21 protein-coding genes, 1 other RNA gene and 1 pseudogene are annotated in these 23,400 nt (G+C 62.8%); 13 read left to right on the top strand and 10 right to left on the bottom strand.

The features are described 5' to 3' along the window. Positions 1-158: 158 nt before the first annotated feature. Entirely contained in the window at positions 159-1,664 is a 1,506-nt protein-coding gene (gene ppx, locus ACZ0AI_RS14875) for an exopolyphosphatase (protein WP_463562527.1), read from the bottom strand. A gap of 254 nt (positions 1,665-1,918) precedes the next feature. Between ppx and trxA the strand changes: the two genes are divergently transcribed. The 4 genes from trxA (at position 1,919) to ACZ0AI_RS14855 (ending at position 6,420) form a co-directional block, all read left to right on the top strand. Continuing rightward, complete coding sequence (trxA, locus tag ACZ0AI_RS14870; protein ID WP_073262724.1) at positions 1,919-2,245, top strand: thioredoxin TrxA; 327 nt, start codon at positions 1,919-1,921, stop codon at positions 2,243-2,245. A 239-nt stretch (positions 2,246-2,484) separates the two neighbouring features. Next, positions 2,485-3,744, top strand: coding sequence for a transcription termination factor Rho (rho, locus tag ACZ0AI_RS14865; RefSeq protein ID WP_042552300.1), 1,260 nt, complete (start codon positions 2,485-2,487; stop codon positions 3,742-3,744). A 244-nt stretch (positions 3,745-3,988) separates the two neighbouring features. After that, positions 3,989-5,455, top strand: a complete 1,467-nt coding sequence (gene ubiD / locus ACZ0AI_RS14860) for a 4-hydroxy-3-polyprenylbenzoate decarboxylase (protein WP_463562526.1) — start codon at positions 3,989-3,991, stop codon at positions 5,453-5,455. Next, positions 5,455-6,420 carry a CDP-6-deoxy-delta-3,4-glucoseen reductase gene (locus tag ACZ0AI_RS14855; protein WP_463562525.1) on the top strand — a complete coding sequence of 322 codons (966 nt, stop codon included), beginning with the start codon at positions 5,455-5,457 and terminating at the stop codon, positions 6,418-6,420. The genes ubiD and ACZ0AI_RS14855 overlap by 1 nt, the downstream gene beginning before the upstream one ends. Before the next feature lie 143 nt (positions 6,421-6,563). On the opposite strand, the pseudogene fecA reads toward ACZ0AI_RS14855, so the two are convergent. The 4 genes and pseudogenes from fecA to ACZ0AI_RS14835 all read right to left on the bottom strand — a co-directional run bounded on the left by fecA (position 6,564) and on the right by ACZ0AI_RS14835 (position 11,549). Next, positions 6,564-8,885, bottom strand: a pseudogene (fecA, locus tag ACZ0AI_RS14850) (TonB-dependent Fe(3+) dicitrate receptor FecA). A 127-nt stretch (positions 8,886-9,012) separates the two neighbouring features. After that, positions 9,013-9,972, bottom strand: a complete 960-nt coding sequence (locus ACZ0AI_RS14845; protein WP_463562524.1) for a FecR domain-containing protein — start codon at positions 9,970-9,972, stop codon at positions 9,013-9,015. A gap of 2 nt (positions 9,973-9,974) precedes the next feature. Beyond that, the gene (locus ACZ0AI_RS14840; RefSeq protein WP_463562523.1) at positions 9,975-10,487 is read right to left on the bottom strand and encodes a sigma-70 family RNA polymerase sigma factor; all 513 of its coding nucleotides are present in this window, start codon (positions 10,485-10,487) and stop codon (positions 9,975-9,977) included. 84 nt (positions 10,488-10,571) lie between these two features. Beyond that, a complete protein-coding gene (locus tag ACZ0AI_RS14835) occupies positions 10,572-11,549 on the bottom strand; it encodes an NADPH:quinone oxidoreductase family protein (RefSeq protein WP_463562522.1) in 978 nt (325 codons plus the stop codon). Positions 11,550-11,699: 150 nt separating this feature from the next. Between ACZ0AI_RS14835 and ACZ0AI_RS14830 the strand changes: the two genes are divergently transcribed. After that, positions 11,700-12,119: a flagellar basal body-associated protein FliL gene (locus tag ACZ0AI_RS14830; protein ID WP_463562521.1), complete on the top strand. Its 420-nt coding sequence runs from the start codon at positions 11,700-11,702 to the stop codon at positions 12,117-12,119. Here the strand turns inward: ACZ0AI_RS14830 and ACZ0AI_RS14825 are convergent, their stop codons facing one another. From ACZ0AI_RS14825 to ACZ0AI_RS14805, 5 genes are all read right to left on the bottom strand, one after another. After that, positions 12,120-12,569, bottom strand: coding sequence for an EVE domain-containing protein (locus tag ACZ0AI_RS14825; protein ID WP_463562520.1), 450 nt, complete (start codon positions 12,567-12,569; stop codon positions 12,120-12,122). It abuts the gene before it with no gap. A gap of 236 nt (positions 12,570-12,805) precedes the next feature. Next, the gene (locus ACZ0AI_RS14820; RefSeq protein ID WP_463562519.1) at positions 12,806-13,402 is read right to left on the bottom strand and encodes a 5-formyltetrahydrofolate cyclo-ligase; all 597 of its coding nucleotides are present in this window, start codon (positions 13,400-13,402) and stop codon (positions 12,806-12,808) included. Between the two features lie 127 nt (positions 13,403-13,529). Beyond that, positions 13,530-13,708, bottom strand: a non-coding RNA gene (gene ssrS, locus ACZ0AI_RS14815) — 6S RNA. 33 nt (positions 13,709-13,741) lie between these two features. Next, positions 13,742-14,056 carry a cell division protein ZapA gene (locus ACZ0AI_RS14810; RefSeq protein WP_225837836.1) on the bottom strand — a complete coding sequence of 105 codons (315 nt, stop codon included), beginning with the start codon at positions 14,054-14,056 and terminating at the stop codon, positions 13,742-13,744. Continuing rightward, positions 14,053-14,262 (bottom strand): TIGR02449 family protein, encoded by a 210-nt coding sequence (locus ACZ0AI_RS14805; RefSeq protein WP_027908823.1) that lies wholly within the window; start codon positions 14,260-14,262, stop codon positions 14,053-14,055. Before ACZ0AI_RS14805 ends, ACZ0AI_RS14810 begins: the two co-directional genes overlap by 4 nt. Before the next feature lie 141 nt (positions 14,263-14,403). Between ACZ0AI_RS14805 and ACZ0AI_RS14800 the strand changes: the two genes are divergently transcribed. The 8 genes from ACZ0AI_RS14800 to ACZ0AI_RS14765 all read left to right on the top strand — a co-directional run bounded on the left by ACZ0AI_RS14800 (position 14,404) and on the right by ACZ0AI_RS14765 (position 23,323). After that, entirely contained in the window at positions 14,404-14,958 is a 555-nt protein-coding gene (locus ACZ0AI_RS14800; protein ID WP_463562518.1) for a YecA/YgfB family protein, read from the top strand. Positions 14,959-14,997: 39 nt separating this feature from the next. Continuing rightward, positions 14,998-16,332, top strand: coding sequence for a Xaa-Pro aminopeptidase (gene pepP / locus ACZ0AI_RS14795; protein ID WP_463562517.1), 1,335 nt, complete (start codon positions 14,998-15,000; stop codon positions 16,330-16,332). A gap of 4 nt (positions 16,333-16,336) precedes the next feature. After that, the gene (gene ubiH / locus ACZ0AI_RS14790) at positions 16,337-17,527 is read left to right on the top strand and encodes a 2-octaprenyl-6-methoxyphenyl hydroxylase (protein WP_463562516.1); all 1,191 of its coding nucleotides are present in this window, start codon (positions 16,337-16,339) and stop codon (positions 17,525-17,527) included. Then, positions 17,524-18,006: a DUF4442 domain-containing protein gene (locus tag ACZ0AI_RS14785; protein WP_225837843.1), complete on the top strand. Its 483-nt coding sequence runs from the start codon at positions 17,524-17,526 to the stop codon at positions 18,004-18,006. Before ubiH ends, ACZ0AI_RS14785 begins: the two co-directional genes overlap by 4 nt. Positions 18,007-18,018: 12 nt before the next feature. Further along, positions 18,019-19,239 (top strand): 2-octaprenyl-3-methyl-6-methoxy-1,4-benzoquinol hydroxylase, encoded by a 1,221-nt coding sequence (locus tag ACZ0AI_RS14780; protein WP_463562515.1) that lies wholly within the window; start codon positions 18,019-18,021, stop codon positions 19,237-19,239. Between the two features lie 86 nt (positions 19,240-19,325). Continuing rightward, entirely contained in the window at positions 19,326-19,826 is a 501-nt protein-coding gene (locus ACZ0AI_RS14775) for a sigma-70 family RNA polymerase sigma factor (protein WP_463562514.1), read from the top strand. Positions 19,827-19,829: 3 nt separating this feature from the next. Then, entirely contained in the window at positions 19,830-20,765 is a 936-nt protein-coding gene (locus ACZ0AI_RS14770) for a FecR domain-containing protein (RefSeq protein ID WP_463562513.1), read from the top strand. Between the two features lie 116 nt (positions 20,766-20,881). Beyond that, the gene (locus ACZ0AI_RS14765; RefSeq protein WP_463562512.1) at positions 20,882-23,323 is read left to right on the top strand and encodes a TonB-dependent siderophore receptor; all 2,442 of its coding nucleotides are present in this window, start codon (positions 20,882-20,884) and stop codon (positions 23,321-23,323) included. Positions 23,324-23,400 lie beyond the last annotated feature (77 nt).

Below are 23,400 nucleotides of genomic sequence, written 5' to 3'. Positions count from 1 at the left end.
TCAGGCACTGGCCGCCGAGGCTGTCGCCAGAATGCCTGCGGTCGTTGATGGACATCTGCTGCGTTTGGCGCGCAGGTAGCGCTGCAGGCTACCGTCACAAAGCGCTTGAGTGCGGTTTGGATGAGCGGGCATCGCGGATACGGTGCCCGTATGTGGCGTCAGCGAACGGTCAGCGTGATATCGATACGCTTGAGCCACTCGGCTTCGCTTTCGAAGTCCGCCTGAGTCAGCGGATTGGCGGCCAGCCAGCCATCGGGGAATTGAATTGCCAGGCTTGTGGGGCCCGCTTTCAAGCGCACGCTTGGCATGTTCTGGCTGCCGCGAATGTGGTGAAACAAAATGGCGAAACGCAGCAGCACGCACAGGCGAACCAGCTTCACGCCGTCCTCACCGAGCTCGCTGAGTTTGTCCTTGGGAATATTGCGTCGGTGGCCGCGCACCAGCAGCGCGAGCATCTGCTGATCCTGGCGCGAGAAGCCAGACAGATCCGAGTGCTCGATCAGGTAGGCGCCATGCTTGTGGTACTGATAGTGGGCGATGTCCAGGCCGACCTCATGCACCTTGGCGGCCCAGCTGAGCAACTCGCGATGCCAGTCTTCGGTCAGCTGCCAATCCGCGGCGACTTTATCCAGCGCAGAAAGTGCTTTGGCCTCGACACGGACGGCCTGTTCCTGGTCGACGTGGTAGCGCTCCATAAAGGCCGACAGGGTTCTCTCGCGTACGTCTTCATGTTGGTGGCGGCCGAGCAGGTCATAGAGTACGCCCTCGCGCAGGGCGCCCTCGGAGTGGCTCATGCGGTTCAGCTCACAGGCATCGAAGATAGCCTCGAGAATCGCCAGCCCCGCCGGGAAGATTGGCCGGCGATCCGGCTTCAGGCCATCCAGGTCGAGGCGCTCGACGTCACCGCACTTGAACACTTTGCGCTTGAGCCAGGCGAGGCCTTCGCTGGTCACTTCGCCATTATTGCTCAGCCCGGCAGACTGGATCGCCAGGCCGATGGCCTTGATGGTGCCCGAAGCGCCCACTGCGTCTTGCCAGCCGAGGCGGGTAAGGCCGTGCTCGATGCCCATTATTTCCAGGCGCGCAGCGGTGTACGCCTGTGCATAGCGGGCAGGGGTGATCTTGCCGTCCTTGAAGTAGCGCTGGGTGTAGCTCACGCAACCCATCTGCAGGCTCTCGCGCAGCAGCGGTTCGAAGCGCTGGCCAATGATGAATTCGGTGCTGCCGCCGCCGATATCGGCCACCAGACGTTTGCCAGGTGTGTCGGCAATGGTGTGGGAGACGCCGAGGTAGATCAGCCGCGCTTCTTCGCGCCCGGAGATGACTTCCACCTGATGACCCAGCAGGGCTTCCGCGCGACGAATGAACTCGGCTCGGTTACGAGCTTCGCGCAGCGCGTTGGTGCCGACGATACGCACTGCGCCCTGGGGCAGGCTGTTGGTCAGTTGGGCGAAGCGACGCAGACAGTCGAGACCACGCTGCATGGCCTCTTCGCTGAGCAGGCGCTGTTCATCGATACCCGCCGCCAACTGCACCTTGTCACCGAGCCGCTCGAGAATACGGATTTCGCCATGGTCGGCCTTGGCCAGCACCATGTGGAAACTGTTGGAGCCCAGGTCGATGGCTGCGACCAGGGGAAAGGACTCGGCATGGGTGTGCGGCATGATCAGTTTATCTCGAGGCAGAACCCCGTCATCGTGCCACGATAGGGCGCGCGCGCCAACGCATACTGCGGCTGTGGGAGGGTGGATTGTGCGGTTGATACGTTGTGCGGTGTGGCCTGCCTGGGGTATTTCCCATCGTTATTGTTGATAGGTGACATGGTTACGCTCAATGGCGCGCGCCTTCCTGTGTCAGCCTAGCCGGGCTATGATGGCCGTCACTTTATCGTTATTGCCTGCGAACACGGAGACTTCCCATGAGTGAATTCATCACCAACGTCAGCGATGCCAGCTTCGACCAGGATGTCATCCAGGCAGATGGCCCGGTACTGGTCGACTACTGGGCTGAGTGGTGCGGCCCGTGCAAAATGATCGCACCGGTTCTGGACGAAATTTCCAAGGAATACCAGGGCAAGCTGAAGATCTGCAAACTGAACATCGACGAAAACCAGGACACCCCGCCGAAGTACGGCGTGCGTGGCATCCCGACCCTGATGCTGTTCAAGAACGGCAGTGTTGAAGCCACCAAGGTTGGTGCCTTGTCGAAGTCGCAGCTGGCGGCTTTCATCGACGCCAACCTGTAAGCTGCCGCGAAAGGCCCCGTAGACAGCGGGGCTTTTTTCTGTGTAAAGGCTAGACGCATTCGTAAAGCCGATGTTACATTCGGGGCCGTTGCTTTTCCTAAGTGACCCCCTGCACGCCGCTGCCGACGCATTCCTAATCGAACATTCGACAATAAAGCGGGCGCCTGTCGCCTATCTGCGCCGCGGCCTCTCAAGCTCAATGCTTACCATCCCCTCCTTTACGATTACGTCATTCCTATATGAATCTGACTGAACTCAAGCAAAAGCCGATTACCGAACTGCTCGAATTGGCCGAACAGATGGGCATAGAAAATATGGCCCGTTCGCGCAAGCAGGACGTGATTTTCTCCCTGCTGAAAAAGCACGCGAAAAGCGGCGAGGAAATCTCTGGTGATGGCGTGCTGGAGATTCTCCAGGACGGCTTCGGCTTCCTCCGCTCTGCAGACGCTTCCTATCTCGCCGGCCCAGACGATATCTACGTCTCGCCGAGCCAGATCCGTCGCTTCAACTTGCGCACCGGTGACACCATCGTTGGCAAGATCCGCCCTCCAAAGGAAGGCGAGCGTTATTTCGCGCTGCTCAAGGTCGACACGATCAACTTTGATCGTCCCGAAAACGCGAAGAACAAGATTCTGTTCGAAAACCTGACACCGCTGTTCCCCAACAAGCGCCTGACCATGGAAGCCGGCAACGGCTCCACCGAGGACATCACCGGCCGTGTGATCGACCTCTGCGCGCCGATTGGCAAGGGCCAGCGTGGCTTGATCGTCGCACCGCCGAAAGCCGGTAAGACCATCATGCTGCAGAACATCGCAGCGAACATTGCGCGTAACAACCCCGAGTGCCACCTGATCGTTCTGCTGATCGACGAGCGCCCGGAAGAAGTGACCGAGATGCAGCGCACCGTGCGCGGCGAAGTGGTTGCGTCGACCTTCGACGAGCCGCCAACCCGTCACGTGCAGGTTGCCGAGATGGTGATCGAGAAGGCCAAGCGCCTGGTCGAGCACAAAAAGGATGTAGTCATCCTGCTCGACTCCATCACCCGTCTGGCACGTGCCTACAACACCGTGATCCCGAGCTCCGGCAAGGTGCTGACCGGTGGTGTCGACGCCCACGCTCTCGAGAAGCCGAAGCGCTTCTTCGGTGCCGCGCGTAACATCGAGGAAGGCGGTTCGCTGACCATCATCGCTACCGCGCTGGTCGAGACCGGCTCGAAGATGGACGAAGTGATCTACGAGGAATTCAAGGGTACCGGCAACATGGAGCTGCCCCTGGATCGTCGCATCGCCGAGAAGCGCGTGTTCCCGGCCATCAACATCAACCGCGCCGGTACCCGTCGCGAAGAGTTGCTGACCGCCGAAGATGAGCTGCAGCGCATGTGGATTCTGCGCAAGCTGCTGCACCCGATGGACGAGATCGCCGCCATCGAGTTCCTGATCGACAAGCTCAAGGCTACTAAAACCAACGACGAGTTCTTCATGTCCATGAAGCGCAAGTAAGAGGATCTACTGCGCGAAGGTGATGCTGCGTTGAAAACAGGCTCAAAATGCTCATGTACAACAGTACACTCCGCTTTTTCGCCTGCTTTCGCCTTGCCTGACCTTCGCTCGCTACGATCCGATGCTTATTTGTTGCACTCCAAAAGCCGGGGAAACCCGGCTTTTGTCTGTCTGTAGTATCGCTATTCTTCTGCAATACCGACTTCGGCGCTAAACTTTGCGCCCCGATTCGAGAGGCTCCAGCATGCAGTATCGCGACCTGCGCGACTTTATCCGCGGCCTGGAACAGCGCGGCGAGCTCAAGCGCATTCAGGCGCCGGTGTCGCCAATCCTGGAAATGACCGAGATTTGCGACCGTACCCTGCGCAAGGGCGGCCCGGCATTGCTGTTCGAGAACCCCACTGGCCATAACGTGCCGGTACTCGGCAACCTGTTTGGCACGCCGAAGCGCGTGGCGCTGGGCATGGGCGCGGAAGAGGTGTCGGAGCTGCGCGAAATCGGCAAGCTGCTGGCATTTCTCAAGGAACCTGAGCCGCCGAAGGGGCTCAAGGATGCCTGGAGCAAGCTGCCGATCTTCAGAAAGATCATCAGCATGGCGCCCAAGGTGCTCAAGGATGCGCCGTGCCACGAAGTGATCGAGGAGGGCGATGATGTCGACCTCGGCAAACTGCCGATCCAGCATTGCTGGCCGGGCGATGTGGCACCGCTGATCACCTGGGGGCTGACGATCACCAAAGGGCCAAACAAGGAGCGCCAGAACCTCGGCATCTACCGCCAGCAGGTCATCGGTCGTAACAAGGTGATCATGCGCTGGCTCAGTCACCGTGGTGGCGCGCTGGACTACCGCGAGTGGTGCGAGAAGCATCCGGGCAAGCCCTATCCGGTGTGCGTGGCCCTGGGCGCTGACCCGGCGACCATTCTCGGCGCGGTGACACCGGTGCCCGATAGCTTGTCCGAATATGCGTTTGCCGGCCTCTTGCGCGGCCACCGCACCGAGCTGGTCAAGGCCATCGGCAATGACCTGCAGGTGCCGGCCAGTGCCGAGATCGTCCTCGAAGGCGTTATCCATCCGGGCGAGACCGCACCAGAGGAACCGTACGGCGATCACACCGGCTACTACAACGAAGTCGACACCTTCCCCGTGTTCACCATCGAGCGCATCACCCGGCGTCGTGATCCGATCTATCACTCGACTTACACCGGTCGGCCGCCGGATGAACCGGCGATTCTCGGCGTGGCGCTGAATGAAGTGTTCGTGCCGATTCTGCAGAAGCAATTTCCCGAGATCACTGACTTCTATCTGCCGCCGGAAGGCTGTTCCTACCGCATGGCGGTGGTGACCATCAAGAAGCAGTACCCCGGCCATGCCAAGCGCGTGATGCTCGGTGTGTGGTCGTTCCTGCGACAGTTCATGTACACCAAGTTCGTTATCGTCACCGATGACGACATCAACGCCCGCGACTGGAACGACGTGATCTGGGCCATCACCACGCGCATGGATCCCAAGCGCGACACGGTGATGATCGAGAACACGCCGATCGACTACCTGGATTTCGCCTCACCGATTTCCGGCCTGGGCTCGAAGATGGGCCTCGATGCCACCCACAAGTGGCCCGGCGAGACCAATCGCGAGTGGGGGCGGGCGATCGTCAAGGACGATGCGGTCACGCGTCGTGTGGATGAAATCTGGAGCGAGTTGGGAATCGATTGATGAAGGTCACCCTGCAACCGTCCGGTGCGGTTCTCGATGTCGACGCCGGCGAGCGCATCCTCGATGCTGCCCGGCGCCTCGGCTATACCTGCCCGCAGAGCTGCCGTAATGGCAATTGCCATGTGTGTATGGCGCTGCTGGTCGAAGGGCGCGTGCGCCAAGGCGATGCCGAACTCGACCACGGCGAGCTGTACACCTGCATTGCCGAACCGTTGGAAGACTGCGTGCTGCACTGGGATGGCGTGCTGGCGCCGGGTGAACTGGCCGTGCGCAGCCTGGGCTGCCAGGTGCTGGCATGCATCGACGCCGGTGGCGACGTCTGGCGCGTGCGTCTGCGTGCACCGGCCGGTAAACCGCCGCGCTACCACGCCGGCCAGTACCTGTTGATCGAGCGGCAGGGCGGCGAGAAATCGGCGTTTTCCCTGGCCTCGGCGCCTCAGGACGGTCGTGATCTGGAACTGCATATCCTTGGCCGCGAAGCGAGTGCTCTGAACCTGCTGGAGCAACTGCGCGAGGACGGTGTGGCGCGGGTGCAACTGCCGTTCGGCGATGCCCATCTGGCCGAGTTGCCGGACGGGCCGTTGGTGCTGATCGCCGCCGGCACTGGCATGGCGCAGATGCACAGCCTGATCGAGGAATGCCGCTCGCGCGGCTTCTCGCATCCGGTTCACCTGTACTGGGGGGCGCGGCAGCCGGAGGATTTCTACAGCTTGCCGCACTGGGACGAATGGCAGGCGCTGCCCAATCTGTTCCTGCATCAGGTGGTCAGCGACCAATGTGGCTGGCAGGGCCGTTGCGGCCTACTGCACGAAGCGATCCGCGAGGACTTCGACGACCTTGGCGCACTGCATGTCTACGCTAGCGGCTCGCCGAGCATGGTCTATGCCACGCTGGACGCGCTGGTCGAAGCCGGCATGGATGCCCATCAGATGCGCGCCGACGTATTCGCCTACGCGCCACGTTGACCCGCGCAACGCCGCTTAGCCTGGCGTAGAGCGCAGCGAAACCCAGGGAAGTGTTCGTCGTGACATAGGTGCATGCCTGACGAACGCTCCCGCACATCGCTGCGCTCAGCGACGGGCTACGGTTTGACGTTCACCGCCGCCGATCAGAACGCCAGCGACGTTTGCACATAGACGGTGCGCGGTTGGCCGAGGTACTTGCCGCTGTTGTTGTCGTCGAACGAGCGCGTGTAGTACTCACGACCGAACACGTTCTTGACCCCCGCCGCGACCGTCAGGTCGGACAGCTGCGGGCCGAAATCGTAAGCACCGCGCAGTCCCCAGGCCATGTAGCCGGGAATCTCGCCGTTGTTGCCTGCCGCGTTTTCCGCTTTGGTATTGGCGTTGTCGGCGAATTGGCTGCTCTGGTAGCTGCCATCCACGCCCCACTGCCACGGGCCGGTTTCATAGCGAGCGCCCACCACGCCCTTGTGACGCGACGAGAAGGGCACCTGATTTCCCTTGTTGGCGCCGTTCTCGCGGATCTCGGCATCGACGAAGGTGTAGGTGGCGTACACCGACAGGCCGCTGAGTGCAGGATTCAGTGCCTCCAGGGCGTAATTGAGGCTGCTTTCCACGCCGCGATGGCGGGTCTCGCCGCGTGCGGTCAGGTCGTTGGTCTGCTGGTTGCTCTCGTACTGGTTGTCGAAGTTGATCAGGAAGGCGCCGATTTCTGCCTGCAGCAGGCCGTCGTCATAGCGTGTGCCGAGTTCCCAGGTGCGTGCCTTCTCCGGCTCGACGTCGCCGCTGGCCAGCGCCTTGCCCATCTGGCTGTACTGCACGGCGCCGAACGAGCCCTCGGTGTTGGCGTACAGGTTGACCCGATCATTGACCCGGTACAGCACGTTCAGCGCCGGCAGGGCGGTGTTGTAGCGCCCGGCGGCACGGGTGCCGTTGAGCTTGTTGTCTTGGCGCGAGGCGATCTTCTCGTAGCGCACGCCAGGGGTAATGGTTCAGTTGCCGATATCGATACGGTCATCGATATACACCGCGCTGGCTTCGGTTTCGCCGCGGCTGTTGCGATCACGCAGGCTGGCCGTGCTGGGCAGCACACCGGTGCTGGTCGGATTGCGGAAGCGCTCTTCGTGGCTTTCTTCGCTGACATAGCGATAGCCCACGCCCACTTCATGGTTCAGGGCGCCCGTCTCGAAGGCCTGTGAGTAGCGGGTCTCGATACCGCGCACCCAGTACTCGCGCGGCGACAGGGAGAGGAAGTTGCCCTGTTCGAGGAAACCACTGCGCAGGGTCTTGGTGAAGAAGCTGGTCACGGTCAGCTCGCGATCGGCGTCCGGTGTGTAGGAGTAGCTGGCGCTGGCCAGGGTGCGGCGGCCCCAGAAGCTGTCGTAGGGGCGGGTGGACTGGTACGGGTCGGCAGCGAAGGCCGCGGTAGTGAGGCCGCCAGGCATGTCGGCTTCACCTTCGTAGTACTGACCCATGGCCGAGAAGGTGTGCACATCGTCGGCGCTGTATTTGCCCTTGAGGATCAGGTCGTCGATCTGCGTGTCGCTGTGCTCGCGCCAGTCGCTGCCGCGGGTGCCCGAGTAGAGCAGGGCGCCGCCCAGGCCATTTTCGTTGGTGCCGCCGATCAGCAGATTGCCGGTCTTCTTGAAGCCGTCCTGGCTGCTGGAAGGGCTGACTTCGGTCTGCAGACCGCCCTTGATGGTCGGCTGGTCAGGGATAGCGCGGGTCACGAAGTTGACGATGCCGCCGACGTTCTGTGGGCCGTAACGCACCGCGCCGCCGCCGCGAACCACGTCGATGGCGTCCATGTTGCCCAGGGAGATCGGGGCCAGGGATAGCTGTGGCTGGCCATAAGGCGCGAAGGGCACCGGAATGCCATCCATCAGTACCGTGGAGCGCGAAGCCAGGCGCGGATTGAGGCCGCGGATACCGAAGTTGAGCGCCAGGTCATGGCTGCCGGTGCCATTGTTTTCCGGCGCATTGACGCCGGGAATGCGGTTGAGTACTTCCCGGGCACTGCTGGCGCCCACTTGCTCGAAAGTTTCGCGGCGGATCACGTCGCGAGCGCCCGGGTGGTTGTACACATCGAGCGCATCGGCGCTGCCCAGCCAGTCACCCACGACGCTGGAGGCCCGCAACTCCAGGGGTTCGCTACTGGCAACGCTGCTCAGCGCCTGCAGGCGGTAACCGCCGTTGGCGTCCCGCTCGGTGCTCAGATCGCTACCCTGCAGTAGCTGGGCAAAGCCTTCATCGATCCCGTAGCTGCCCTTCAAGCCGGCGCTGCTCTTGTGGGCAGTCAGCGCGGGATCGAAGGACAGCAGCACGCCACTCTGCGCTGCGAAGCGCGACAGTGCCGCACCCAGCGGGCCGGCGGGCACGTCATAGTTGCGAGTTGCCGTGCTGGTCGCGGGGTTCTCGGCGGCCACGGCCAGGTTGGCGGGAATTGCGCTCAGAGTGCCAAGGGTCATGCCTATGGCGAGGGTAAGCGGATGACGTGCGGTAAAGAACGTGAGCGAGACCATGTTGCCCTCCAATGGGTGGTGTATTGAAGGGCCAGTCGAGAATCGAAAAGGTACAGGCCGCGCAGAGGATTTTTCAGCGTGGCTCGATATGCACCCAGTAGCGGGTGAAGCGGCGAATGCGCACCGGCAGGTTGGCGGTCAGCGAATCGAGAGCGCGGTCACTGTCGCTCAGCGGGAATGCACCGGATATGCGCAGGTCGGCCACCGCAGCGGCGCAGGTCACCCTGCCACGGCGCTGGCGGTCGAAGGCGCTGGCGAATTCGCCGAGGGGCATGTCGTCGGCGATCAGCATGCCGTGCAGCCAGGCGAGCAGGTCATCGCTGGCGGCGGTCGGGATTTCGCTGCCGGTGCGATACAGGCGTGACGTCTGTCCACTGTCGAGCTGGCGCTTGCTGGCCGGGGCGGCACTCGGCGTGAGCTCTACGCGGCCGCTGAATACCGCGACCCGTGTGTGCCCGGCTTGCTGGGTGACGGAGAAGCGTGTGCCGATAGGGCGTACGCTGCCTTCGGCGGTGATCACCCTTAGCGGACGGGGATCGCGGCCGGTTTCCAGCAGCAGTTCGCCATCGAGCAGATGCAGGATGCGCTCTGCGCGGCTGAATTCGACACGCACTGCGCTGCTGCTGTTGAGGTTCAGCAAGCTACCGTCGGCCAGGCGCCATTCACCCTGCTCGGCCAGGCCTGTCTGATAGTCGGCAGTCCAACGCTGCCAGGGCTGCTCGCGCAGGGCGAACCAGCCGCTGCCGGCAACGCCGATCAGCACTGCCAGGTTCTTGATCGCACGGCGACGGCCGATACCCGCCGGGACGTTCAGCGTGGCTCTGGCCAGATCGGCCGGCAGCCCCTTGAAGTGGCCGCCCACGCCATTGGCGCAGGCCCAGGCGCGGGCATTCTCGGGTGAGGCTTCGAGCCATAGCCGCCAATGCTGCTGATCCTGTTCGCTGGCATCGCCGGCATGCAGGGTGACGAACCAGTGTGCGGCCTGGTCGAGCGCGGTCTCGGACAGCGGTTGATAGGGTGCTCGGGAGCTCATGCTCAGAGGCCTGGCTGCATGCAGTGGCGGATTGCCTTGAACATGTACTGCTTCACCGAACTGAGCGACACGCCCAGGTGCTCGGCGATCTGCTGGTAAGTCAGGCCGTCGAGTTGCGATAGCAGAAAGGCCTGACGCACCTTGGTGGGCAGACCATCGAGCAGGGCATCGATTTCCAGCAGCGTTTCCAACAGTAGATAACGCGCTTCCGGGCCTGGCAGCAGGTCTTCGGGTAGGTTTGCCAGGCTCTCCAGATACGCGCGCTCCAGCGCCTTGCGACGCAGGTGATTGACCATCAGGCCTTTGGCGACGGTGGCCAGATAGGGCCGCGGTTCGCGGATATCGGCAAGATCGCGGCGGGCAAGAATGCGCAGGAAGGTGTCATGGGCCAGGTCGGCCGCATCGAAGGCGCAACCCAGGCGATGCTGCAGGCGCAGGCGCAGCCAGCTGTGATGCTCACTGTAGAGGTGATGCGCAGCAGCAGGGCCGTCGTGCAGGCTGGACAAGGTCGACATGCGCGCAATATCCGGAGAAATAAAGCGCGCTTTATATAGCAATGGTTCTTATTTGCATAGCATGATCGCTTTGTGCCGATATCCTCAGCGCACTGTGACCACCAGTTTACCGACCGCCTTGCGCTGCGCGAGGGCATCGATGGCCGCGCCGCCATCTGCCAGCGCATAGGTCTGTGAGACCAGTGGCTTGAGCTTGCCCTCGGCATGCCAGACGAACAGCTGGCCGAAATTGGCGGCGTTGTCGGCGGGCTGACGTTGGGCGAAGGCACCCCAGAACACGCCGACCACTGCAGCGCCCTTGAGCAGCATCAGGTTCACCGGCAGTTCCGGGATACGCCCGCTGGCGAAGCCGACCACCAGCAGCCGGCCGTTCCAGGCGATGCTGCGTGCTGCCTGGTCGAACAGGTCGCCACCCACCGGGTCGTAGATCACGTCGGCACCCTGGCCGTTGGTCAGGCGCTTCACTTCCTCCTTGAGGTTCTGCGTGCTGTAGTCGATCAGCTCATCGGCACCCGCCTGTTTGGCGACTTCCAGCTTGGCGACGCTGCTCGCTGCGGCGATCACTCGGGCGCCCATTGCCTTGCCGATTTCCACCGCCGCCAGGCCAACGCCGCCGGACGCGCCGAGCACCAGTAGGGTTTCACCTGGCTGCAAGGCTGCGCGCTGCTTGAGGGCGTGCATGGAGGTGCCGTAGGTCATGCCGAAGGCGGCGGCGCTGATAAAGTCCATGCTGTCGGGCATTGGCAGGACATTGTAGGCCGGCACTGCGACCTGCTCGGCGAAGCCGCCCCAGCCAGTCAGCGCCATGACCCGGGCGCCGACCTGCAGGTGGGTAACCTTGTCGCCCACCGCGCTGATCACGCCAGCCACCTCGCCACCGGGCGCAAAGGGGAAGGGCGGCTTGAACTGGTATTTGCCTTCGATGATCAGCGTGTCGGGGAAATTTACGCCAGCGGCCTGAACCTCGATCAACACCTCGTTGGCCTTGGGGCGTGGGCTCTCGAGGTCTTCGAGTACCAGGGTTTCGGCGGTACCGAAGGCTTTGCACAGCAGCGCTTTCATCGCAGTCCACTCTTTAGCCGGTTGGCCCTGCAGTTTAGGTAGGCTGCTGTGCGGGTCAACGAGCATGGCTTGGTCTGATGGCTTGGTATAAGCGTTGGGATCCGCCGCAGGCGTTGCTATGCTTGCGGGCAACTCAATGGAGATCGCCCTGTGAAAACCCTCATCACGCTTCTGCTTGCCTGCGCGCTGTCGATCTCGGCTTTCGCCAATGAGGAAAAGAAGGAAGGAGAAGGCGAGGGCGCCGCGCCGCAGGTCATCTACCACAGCCTGACGCCCGCGTTGGTCGGTAACTTCGGCGCCGGCCCGAAGCTCAAGTACTACAAGGCTGACGTCGCACTACGCGTTACTGGCGCGGAGGCCGAAGCCAAGGTCACGCACCATGAGCCGCTGATTCGCAACCAACTGGTGATGCTGTTCTCCCAGCAGACCGAGGAAAGCCTGGCTACGCCCGACGCCAAGGAAAAGCTCCGTCAGGAAGCCCTCAAGCAGGTGCAGCAGGTGCTCAGCGACGAGGAAGGCCAGCCACTGGTCGAAGACCTGCTGTTCAACAACCTGATTCTGCAGGGCTGATCAACGCAGCAGCAGGATCGCCGTCCACTGAGCTTCGGTAACCGGCATCACCGACAGGCGGCTGCCTTTTTGTACCAGCGCCAACTCCTCCAGCGCGCCCTGAGCCTTCAGTTCGGCTAGTGGGATGACCCGTGGGAAGGCTTCGACGAATGCCACGTCGATGGCCGTCCAGGGGTTCTTATCCGCGCTGGCCTTGGCATCAAAGTAGTGACTTTTCGAGTCCAGCGCCGCTGGGTCTGCATAGGGACTGCCTGCTATGCGGGCAATGCCGGCTACCCCCGGCTGCGGGCAGCTCGAGTGATAGAACAGAAACTGATCGCCTTCCTGCATGCTGCGAATGAAGTTGCGCGCCTGATAATTGCGTACGCCATCCCAGCGCGTTTCGCCCAAGCGCTGCAGGTCGTGAATGGACAGCTCGTCGGGTTCGGATTTCATCAGCCAGTAGGGCATGAACTTTGCTCTCGGGGTATCAGGGCGGTGAGTGTGCGAAGGGATTTCGGCAAATATACCTTTTTAGTCCCGGGCGATTGATCCGGAGGGGCGGTGGTGGTGAAGAGAAAACCGGATTTATTGTGGGTGTTGGTTGTGGTGTTCAGCCTGGGCGTGATGACGACCGGGTATACGCAAAGCCAGTGGCAGCAAGACTCCATGCTGCCGGTCGGTGCTCAGTCAGGCTTCATCAAGCGTTAGTGCCAGCCTTCATCGGTAACGGTGGCATTTAGCGGTATGTCCCAACTTGCCATGGACAGGCTGTCCACTTGCTGGCAAGTGTGAGCCAGCCCAAGTAGCGTCGGTTTGTGCCAATTTTTGCGCCGTGTGCGATAGGCCAGGCTGCGGTCGTAGAAGCCACCGCCCATGCCTAGCCGGCCGCCATGCTGGTCGAAGCCAACCAGTGGCAGCAGAATCAGGTCCAGTGCCCAGGTTTTACGCTGGCGCTGATTGTTGCGCCGGGGTTCGAGGATGCCGAAGCGATTGCCTGCCAATTTCTCGTGCGCATCGATGCGCTGAAACACCATGCTGGTGCGCGGCCAGGATTTCAGTACGGGCAGATAGACCTGCTTGCCGCGGGCATGAGCTGCCGCGATGAGCAGGTGCGGATCGATTTCCCCGTCGTTAGCCAGGTACAGCGCAATATGCCGGGAGCGGCGAAACAGCGGGTGTTGGGCCAGCTGACGATACAGCGCCAGGGCGGCGTTTCGTTGAGCTGCTGGGCTCAGCGCGCGGCGTTGCTGGCGCAGTTTGCGGCGCAGTTGGGCGCGAGTGAGGTTATCGGTTCCGATCATGCGCAGATGAACATATCGCGGGGAGCGATTTTTAACGTCACGGGCGACGGCCCGCAGCGTTGCTGCGACAAAAGGCAGGCAACAAAAAGCCCGCTGCCAGCGTGAGCCAGCAACAGGCTATAAATTGTGACTCCCCAGCGTGCCGCTGTCGGTTTGGCCCTTGAACCCGAAAGTTCAAGGTGGAGGTTGCAGGAAACCTTAAGGCTTTCCGTCGAGCGGACATGCACACCGGCATCAACTGACAACCCCCAGGGTTGTGCGTATCGGCTCAGGGACATCACCAACTGGCGCACACTCCAGGGAGCTGCGGCGAGTATAACGCAAAGTGACGACCGTTGGTCAGACGCCACGGCCATCGGCATCATCGACCAAGGCATTGTCGACCCGCCCAAGCAGGTCACGTACGTGATCGCGGCTCGCAGTGGCCTGCTGATCCAGGTGTTGCTGTTTGTGCAGCAAGTCGTGGGTGATATTCAGTGCGGCCATCACGGCCACGCGGTCGGCGCCGATCACTTTGCCGCCGCTGCGGATCTCACGCATCTTGCCGTCCAGGTAGCGGGCGGCACTTTGCAGGTTGCTGCGCTCATCTGCAGGGCAGGTGATGCAATATTCTTTGTCCAGGATCTGAACGGTAACGGTATTCGATTGGGTCATGAGTCCTGCTCCAGGGCCTTAAGGCGCGAAATCATCGATTCGACCTTGTGCCGAGCCATTTCGTTCTTTTCGATCAGATGAGCGCGTTCTTCACGCCAAGCCTGTTCACTCTCCAGCAAGAGACGGTTTTGAGCCTTGAGGCGTTCGACGCGCTGGATAAGCAACTCCAACTTGGCCGTCAGGGCTTGTAAATCGGCGTCTTCCATTGGCTCTCGCTTTGGCATGTTCAGAGTGTATAGGCGCGTCGGCAGCGGAGTAAAAACCCGTTGATGGTCTTGGCGCGTCTGCCGATGCTAGGATACAAGCCCTCCATTCTAGTGATTGCGCCTCTTGGCGCCTAGTGATCGATGCCGACTTCCAGTTCTCCCTACGCTGCATTCGCCACCTTGCTCGCCAGTGGTGGTTCCTCTGTTTCTCCTGCCGAATTGCATGGCCTGTTGCTGGGCCGCAGTTGTGCGGGTGCCGGCTTCGAGGCCGGCCCCTGGCTGGTCGACGCCATCGAATTGCTCGGCAGCGAGCCGCCGGACAACGTCCGCCAGGCGCTGATTGGCCTGCAGGAGATGGTTCGTGGCGAGTTGACCGGTGACGATGTCACCGTGGTTTTGCTGCTGCCCTCCGACGAGGCCCCGCTGGCCGAGCGTGCCGCCGCTCTAGGCCAATGGTGCCAGGGCTTCCTCGGTGGTTTCGGTCTGACCTCTGGCGATGCAGCGCTGAGCGGCGAAGCCATGGAAGTGCTGCAGGATTTGTCCGCCATCGCTCAAGTGCAAAATGCCCTGGATGAGTCCGAGGACGGCGAGAACGATTACATGGAGGTCACCGAGTACCTGCGTGTGGCGCCGTTACTGCTGTTCGCCGAGTGCAACAAGCCGGCTGCCCCAGCGCCGAAGCCTTCGCTGCACTGATCCCGCCCTTTATTCGACTGATCGGAACCTAGCCTGCCCATGACCAGCATCTCCAAAGCGGAATACGCCCGTCGACGCAAGGCGCTGATGGCGTTGATGGAACCCAACAGCATCGCCATTCTGCCGGCGGCGCCTGTGTTCATCCGCAACCGTGATGTTGAACATGTGTATCGCCAGGACAGTGACTTCCAATACCTGTCCGGCTTTCCCGAGCCCGATGCGGTGATCGCGTTGATTCCCGGCCGCGAGCACGGTGAATACGTGCTGTTCTGCCGCGAGCGTGATCCTGAGCGTGAGCTGTGGGATGGCCTGCGTGCCGGTCAGGAAGGCGCCATCAGCCGCTACGGAGCGGACGATGCCTTTCCCATCGGCGATATCGACGACATCCTGCCGGGGCTGATCGAAGGTCGTGAGCGTGTCTATTACGCCGTGGGTACCAACCCGGAGTTCGATCGCCACCTGATGGAGTGGGTCAACGTGATCCGCTCCAAGGCCCGCCAGGGCGCCACGCCGCCGAAAGAATTCGTCGCCCTCAACCACTTCCTCCACGACCTGCGTTTGTACAAGTCGGCCGGGGAGGTGAAGGTGATGCGCGAAGCGGCGCAGATTTCCGCCCGTGCCCATATCAAGGCGATGCAGGCCAGCCGCGCCGGGCTGTACGAGTACCACCTGGAAGCTGAGCTGGATTACGAGTTCCGCAAGGGCGGCTCGAAGATGCCGGCCTACGGCTCCATCGTCGCGGCGGGCAAAAACGCCTGCATTCTGCATTACCGCGAGAACGACGCTCTGCTGAAGGACGGTGACGTGTTGCTGATCGACGCCGGCTGCGAGATCGACTGCTATGCCAGCGACATCACCCGTACCTTTCCGGTCAGCGGTACCTTCACGCCCGAGCAGAAGGCCATCTACGAGATCGTGCTGGCGGCCAACATGGAAGCCTTCAAACACATCGCGCCGGGTCGTCACTGGAACGAAGCGCATGAGGCCACGGTGCGGGTGATCACCGCCGGCCTGGTCGAGTTGGGTCTGCTCAAGGGCAACGTCGATGAGCTGATCGCCGCGGAAGCCTACAAACCGTTCTACATGCACCGCGCCGGCCACTGGCTGGGCATGGACGTGCATGACGTCGGCGAGTACAAGGTCGGTGGCGAATGGCGTGTGCTCGAAGTGGGCATGGCCATGACTGTCGAACCGGGTATTTACATTGCCGTGGATAACCAGAATGTCGCCAAGAAATGGCGTGGCATCGGCGTGCGCATCGAGGACGACGTCGTCGTGACCAAGACCGGTTGCGAGATTCTCACCGGCGACGTGCCCAAGGCCGTCGACGAGATCGAGGCACTGATGGCCGCCGCCCGCGCGCAGGTGGCCTGAGGCCATGCTGCGGGTCGATCTGGCGATCATCGGCGGTGGTCTGGTCGGTGCCAGTCTGGCGCTGGCACTGCAGGGCGAGGCGCGCAAGCGCGGCTGGAAAATCGCTTTGATCGAGCCATTCGCTCCCGGCGAAGGCTATCAGCCAAGCTACGATGCCCGCTCCACGGCACTGTCCTACGGCTCGCGGCTGATCTACGAAGATCTTGGCCTGTGGCCGGCGATCGCCGAGCATGCCACTCCCATCGAGCAGATACACGTATCGGATCGCGGCCGCTTCGCCGCCGCGCGGTTGAATGCCGAGGAGGAAGGTGTTCCGGCCCTGGGCTATGTGGTGGAAAACGCCTGGCTTGGCCACTGCCTGTGGCAGGCACTGGACGCCGAGGTGATCCAGTGGCGCTGCCCGGCCCAGGTCGAGCGGATGGACGCGCTGCCGGATGGCTATCGCCTGACCCTCGATGACGAAAGCCTGATCGACTGCTCCCTGGCGGTGCTCGCCGATGGCGGGCGCTCCTCGCTGCGTGAGCAGCTCGGCATTACGGTGAATCAACGGCCTTATGACCAGACCGCGCTGATCGCCAATATCACGCCTTCCCGCCCGCATGCTGGCGAAGCCTTCGAACGCTTCACCGAGTCCGGGCCGCTGGCGCTGCTGCCGCTGTCCGAGAATCGCTGTGCGCTGGTGTGGACGCACCCGAGCGGCGATGTCGAGCGGCTGCTCAAGCTGGATGAGCGCGCCTTCCTCGCCGAGCTGCAGGAAGCCTTCGGTTATCGCCTCGGTGCTTTGCGCCAAGTCGGCGCACGGCTGCCTTATCCGCTGGTGCTGGTCGAGGCGGCCGAGCAGGTACGCGCCAATCTGGTGGTGCTGGGCAATGCCGCGCACAGCCTGCACCCGATAGCCGGGCAAGGCTTCAACCTCTCGCTGCGCGATGTGCGTGCCCTGGCCGATGTCGTGCTGGCAGGCTCCGCGCCGCTTGGCGACCTGGCTACTCTGCAGCGCTACGCCAGCGCTCAGGCTGGCGACCAGGCGTTCACCGTCGGTTTCTCGGACCAGGTCACCCGGCTGTTCAGTACCGACCAGCCGCTGCTCGCTGCGGGGCGCAACCTTGGCCTGCTCGGCCTGGAATTGCTGCCGCCGGCCAAGCGCTGGTTTGCGCGTCAGGCCATGGGCATGGGTACTCGCGGTACCCAGCGATGAACGCCCGCCGGCTGGCGCGCAAGGCTCGCCTGCTGCGCTGGGTCATGAATTGCTACCCGCCCTATCTGGGCGCCGGGGTATGGATTCGGCGCATCGCAGCGGATTTTCGCCAGGTCGACGTGAAGATGCGCCTGGGCTGGTACAACCGCAATTACGTGGGCACCCAGTTCGGCGGCAGCCTGTATTCGATGACCGATCCTTTCTACATGTTGATGCTGATGGAGAACCTGGGGCGCGATTACGTGGTCTGGGACAAGGCCGCCAGCATCGACTTCATCGCGCCCGGCAGAGGCCCGGTATTTGCCTCGTTCGCCATTGACCAGGCATTCGTCGACGAAGTGCGACAGCACACCGCTGCGGGTGAGAAGTACCTGCCCGAGTTGCAGGTGGAAGTGCGCGATGGCGATGGCACCCTGGTAGCGCGAGTACACAAGACTCTTTACGTGCGGCTCAAGCCGCGCCTGCGGCAGGCAGCCTGAGGAATGGACGACATGCATGCAGATCTGATCATCGTCGGTGCCGGAATGGTCGGCAGCGCCCTGGCTCTGGCGCTGCGCGAGCAGGGGCTGGATTGCCTGGTACTGGACGGCGGGCCGCTGCAGGTCGAGCCGTTTGAGGGCAGCGCGGCCTATGAGCCGCGGGTCAGCGCACTGTCGATGGCCAGCCAGCGCATCCTCGAACGCCTTGGCGCATGGCCCGGCGTGCTGGCTCGACGCAGTTGCCCGTACCGCGATATGCGCGTGTGGGATGGCAGCGGCACCGGCAGCATCCATTTCAGCGCCGCCAGTGTGCATGCCACTATCCTCGGCCATATCGTCGAGAACCGCGTGGTGCAGGACGCTCTGCTTGAGCGCCTGCACGCCAGCGACGTGCGCCTGCTTGCCGATGCGCGACTGGAGCGTCTGCGCCACTCCGGTGACGACTGGCTGCTGACCCTGGCCGACGGCCGCGAATTGCGCACTCCGCTGGTGGTCGCGGCAGATGGCGCCAACTCGGCGGTACGTCGCCTGGCGGGCTGTGAAACCCGCGAGTGGGATTACCTGCACCACGCCATCGTCACCAGCGTGCGCTGTGCCAATGCGCACCAGGCCACCGCCTGGCAGCGCTTCACCGACGACGGCCCGCTGGCCTTTCTGCCGCTGGGCGAGCGCGATGGCGAGCACTGGTGCTCGATCGTCTGGTCGACCACGCCGGAGCAAGCGACTCAGTTGATGGCGCTGACTGACGATGAGTTTTCCACAGCCCTGGGGCAGGCGTTCGAATATCGCCTTGGCGAGGTGCTGCACGTGGATCGACGCCTTTGCATTCCGCTGCGTCAGCGCCACGCCAAGCGTTATGTCGAACCCGGCCTGGCGCTGATCGGCGATGCCGCCCATACCATCCATCCGCTGGCCGGCCAGGGGGTCAACCTGGGCTTTCTCGACGCCGCGGTGCTCGCCGAGGTGCTGGCGCAGGCAGCCGGGCGTGGTGAACGACTGGCCGACGAGCGCGTACTGAGCCGCTACGAGCGCCGCCGCATGCCTCACAACCTGGCGATGATGGCGGCGATGGAAGGCTTCCAGCGGCTATTCCAGAGCGACTCCTTAACGCTGCGCTTGCTGCGCAACACCGGCCTGGGACTGGTTGATGGCCTGGACGAGGCCAAAGCGTTGTTCGTGCGCCAGGCACTGGGCCTGAGCGGCGATCTGCCGGATCTGGCCAGGGCCCGCTAAGCGCTGCACGGGGCGTTCAGGCCTTGCGTCATACCTGTGGCTGGAAGACAATGCGATGCATTATCATCTTTCGCCCTGGTGCTGCCATGTCCGGCCCGGATCATTCCGCGTTGCATCTTCTCTACAGCGAACACAACGGCTGGCTCAAGAGCTGGCTGCGGGCACGCCTGGGCAATACCAGCGATGCTGCTGACCTCGCCCAAGACACCTTCCTGCGGGTGCTCAGTGCTCGCGACGTGCAGGCCATCCGCGAGCCGCGCACCTATCTGAGCGCCATCGCCCGGGCGCTGATGATCGACAAGTTCCGTCGGCAGGCCGTCGAGCAGGCCTACCTCGATGTGCTGGCACTGCGTCCGGAGCCGATGGACATCTCACCGGAAACCCGTTTGCTGATCCTCGAAACCCTCACGGCAGTCGACGCCATGCTTGACGGCCTTGGCGAGCGCACGCGGCGGATCTTTCTGGCGGTGCAGCTGGAAGGGCTCAGTTATGTCGCCACCGGCGAGCGCCTGTGCGTGTCGGTGACCACGGTGAAGAAGCACATGATCCGCGCCATGACCCATTGCCTGTTGCTGATGGAAGACTGAGCCATGGATCGCCAGACCCTGGAAGCGGCCGCCACCTGGTACGTGCAACTCAACGCCACGCCGCCGAGCGAAGCCGAGTGCAAGGCGCACCGTGAGTGGCTGGCGCAGCACCCCCGGCATCGCCAGGCCTGGGCGCGGGTGGAGCGCTTGCAGCATCAGCTCGGCGGCTTGCCTGCCGATGTCGCGCTACCGGCGCTGGACGGCGTGCGGGCGCGCCGGCGTGTGGTGCTGAAGACGCTGGGCTTGCTGCTCGCCTCCGGGGCGGCGGGCTGGGCGTCCTTTGACCTGGCGCCGAAGCAGGGCTGGCTTGCCGATCAGCGCACGGCTACCGGCGAGCGCCGCCACCTGCAACTGAGCGATGGCAGCGTGCTCGATCTGAATACCGCGACGGCAGTGGATATCCGTTTCGACACCAGCCTGCGTCAATTGCAGCTGCATCGCGGCGAGATACTCGTGCGTACCGCTGCCGATCCGGCCGGACGGCCCTTCGTGGTACATACCGCACAGGGCAGCGTACGAGCGTTGGGCACGTGTTTCAGCGTGCGCTGCGAGGGCGACAGCACTCAGGTTGCGGTGCTGGAGGATGCGGTCGAGGTACGTGCCGCCCGGCAGCCCAATCGGGCGGTGCGCATCGGCGCCAATCAACGGGTCGCTGTCGAGGCCGCTGCGGTCGGTACGCCCGACACATTGCCGCCGGGAGCGGGTGCCTGGGCCCAGGGCATGCTGACGGTGATCGACTGGCGCCTGGATGCCTTCATCGCCGAGTTGGCGCGCTACCGTCCCGGTTATCTGAAGTGTGCCGATGCGGTGGCTGGTCTGCGCCTGTCTGGCGCTTTTCGGATCGACGACACGGACATCATTCTGGAAAACCTGGGCGCCTCGCTGCCCATTCGGGTGCGTTACCTGAGTCGCTATTGGGCGCGTATCGAGCCTGCCTGAACGGTTTTGCAAAAAATAGCTATTGGGGGTTGCCGATTTTCATTCTCATTCGGCCAAGCACATGAAGCGGTTTTGCATCACCGCGGATCTGCCCAGCTCATGACAAGGAAATGACCATGCCCCGCTTTCTCTCGTCGGCCAAGCCGATGGCCCGCGCCGTTCACCTGGCCCTGTTCGGGTTGACCTGCGCGTCGATACCTCTTCTCTTTGCAATGCCAGGCCAGGTTCTGGCGCAGGAGGCGGCGGTACAGAGCTACCGCATTGCCCCAGGCTCGCTGGGCACCGCGCTGAGCCAGTTCGCGACGGTAGCCGGAGTAACGCTTTCATTCGCTGCCGTACAAACCGACGGGCTCGACTCGCCAGGCCTGCAGGGCGATTACGGCGTGGACGAAGGGCTCGCTCGCCTGCTGCAGGGTAGCGGTTTGCAGGCCCAGCGTCAGGGCAATGGCAGCTATGTACTGGTGCCGACCCGTCAGGTTCAGGGAAAGGGGTTGGAGCTGTCTGCACTGAGCATTTCCGGCAAGGCGCCGGGGTCGACCACCGAGGGCACGGGCTCCTACACCACGGAGTCGTCCAGCAGCTCGACACGCCTGAACCTGTCCCTCAAGGAAACGCCGCAATCGGTCACCGTGCTGACCCGCCAGCGTCTGGATGACCAGAACCTCGACAGCCTGACCGATGCCCTGGATGCCACCACCGGCATCACCGTGATCCGCGAAAGCCTGGGCGCCGACAGCACGAGCTATCTGTCGCGCGGCTTCGCCATCCGCAACTTCGCCATCGACGGCGTGCCGACGTCGGCGGGGATGGACAACTACACCCAGAACACCGCCATGTACGACCGGATAGAGGTGGTGCGTGGCGCCACGGGGTTGGTTAGCGGCCTGGGCAATCCTTCCGCGACCATCAACCTGATCCGCAAGCGCCCGGGCATTGAGCCTCAGGTGCAGTTGTCGGCAGAAGCCGGTAGCTGGGATCGTTATGGCCTGGGTGTGGATGTCGGCGGCGCGTTGACCGAGAGTGGCAACGTACGCGGGCGTTTCGTCGTCGATCACAAAGATCAGCACGCTTGGATCGACCGCTTCAGCCAGGAGGTGAGTACCTTGTACGGGATTACCGAGCTGGATCTGAGCGAATCCACCTTGCTGACCCTGGGTTTCAGCCATCAGACGACCAACAGCAACGCACCAATGCGTACTGGTTTTCCGCTGTTCACTACCAGCGGCGAAAGAACCGACATCAAGCGCTCGTTCAACAGCTCGCCTGACTGGACGTACTACGATCGCCAGCAGAGCACGCTGTTCACCTCCGTCGAGCAGCAGTTTGCCAATGGCTGGAGCGGCAAGGTGGAGTACAGCCACGCGCGCAACGATTACGACACCGTGGTCAGCTACATGGATGGCCTCATCAACCCGGCCACCGGTTCAGGTGCCTACATCATGCCGACCCGCTGGCAGGCGACGCCCGAGCAGGACAATCTCGACGCCTATCTCACTGGCTTCTTCCCACTGCTGGGCCGCGAGCATGAGCTTATCGGCGGGGTGACCCTGTCGCGCCTCGAGGAGCGGGGAACCTCCAACTATGGCGGCTGGCAGCGTCCGGGCTCCGGCTATGCCGGCAGCATCGACAACATCTACGGCTGGGACGGCCAGGCGCCGAAGCCGGTATTCAACAAGATCGGCGAGAGTGACCTGACCGAAACCCAGTACGCCGCCTACCTGACGTCGCGCTGGCACCTGACCGATGCGGCCAGCCTGATCCTTGGTACGCGTGTGGTGGACTGGAATCGCGAAAGCAAAAGCCGCTTGTATGGAGGCGCCACCAGCAAAACGGAGCGCACCGAAACCGGCATCGTCATTCCCTATGCCGGCTTCGTCTACGACCTCAGCGACACCTGGACGGCCTATGCGAGCTACACGCAAATCTTCAACCCGCAGAACGCCAACATCCGCGACGTCAATGGCACACCTCTGGATCCTCAGGAAGGCACTGGCTACGAGCTCGGGCTGAAGGCCGACTTCTACGACGGACGCCTCAATGGCAGCGTGGCGGTGTTTCGTGTTGAGCAGGACAACCTCGCGGTGGCTAACGGCAGCTTGCTGCAGCCCAACGGCTTCCAGGCCTACAAGGCGGAAAATGGCACCACCAGCGAAGGTGTGGAGCTGGAGGTCAATGGTGAGCTGGCCGACGGTTGGCAGCTCACGGGTGGCTACTCCTACAGCGTCAGTTTCAATGATGACGACAAACGCATCGTCACCGAGATCCCGCGCAACAGCGTCAAGCTTTTCACCAGCTATCGGCTGCCGGGTGCTCTGGACAAGCTGACCGTCGGCGGCGGCGTGAACTGGCAGAGCGAGAGTGGCTACGACCTCAGTTATGCGACCACGCAGAGCAGCTACGCGCTGGTCAACCTCATGGCCAAATACCAGCTCACGCCGGCGCTGTCGGCATCGGTGAACCTCAACAACCTGTTCGACAAGGAGTACCTCACCACCACGGCGGCAGGTTTGTATGGCGCGCCGCGCAACGTCATGACCAGCCTGCAGTACAACTACTGATCAGGCGTCGAGTGCCCACACGGATTTGGGCGCTCGCTGTTCAGGGGCAGCGGTAATATCTGGCAATGACCTAACGG

Source organism: Pseudomonas sp. AC355 (genome assembly GCF_979258205.1).
This window is presented reverse-complemented; position numbering and strand designations above follow the sequence as displayed.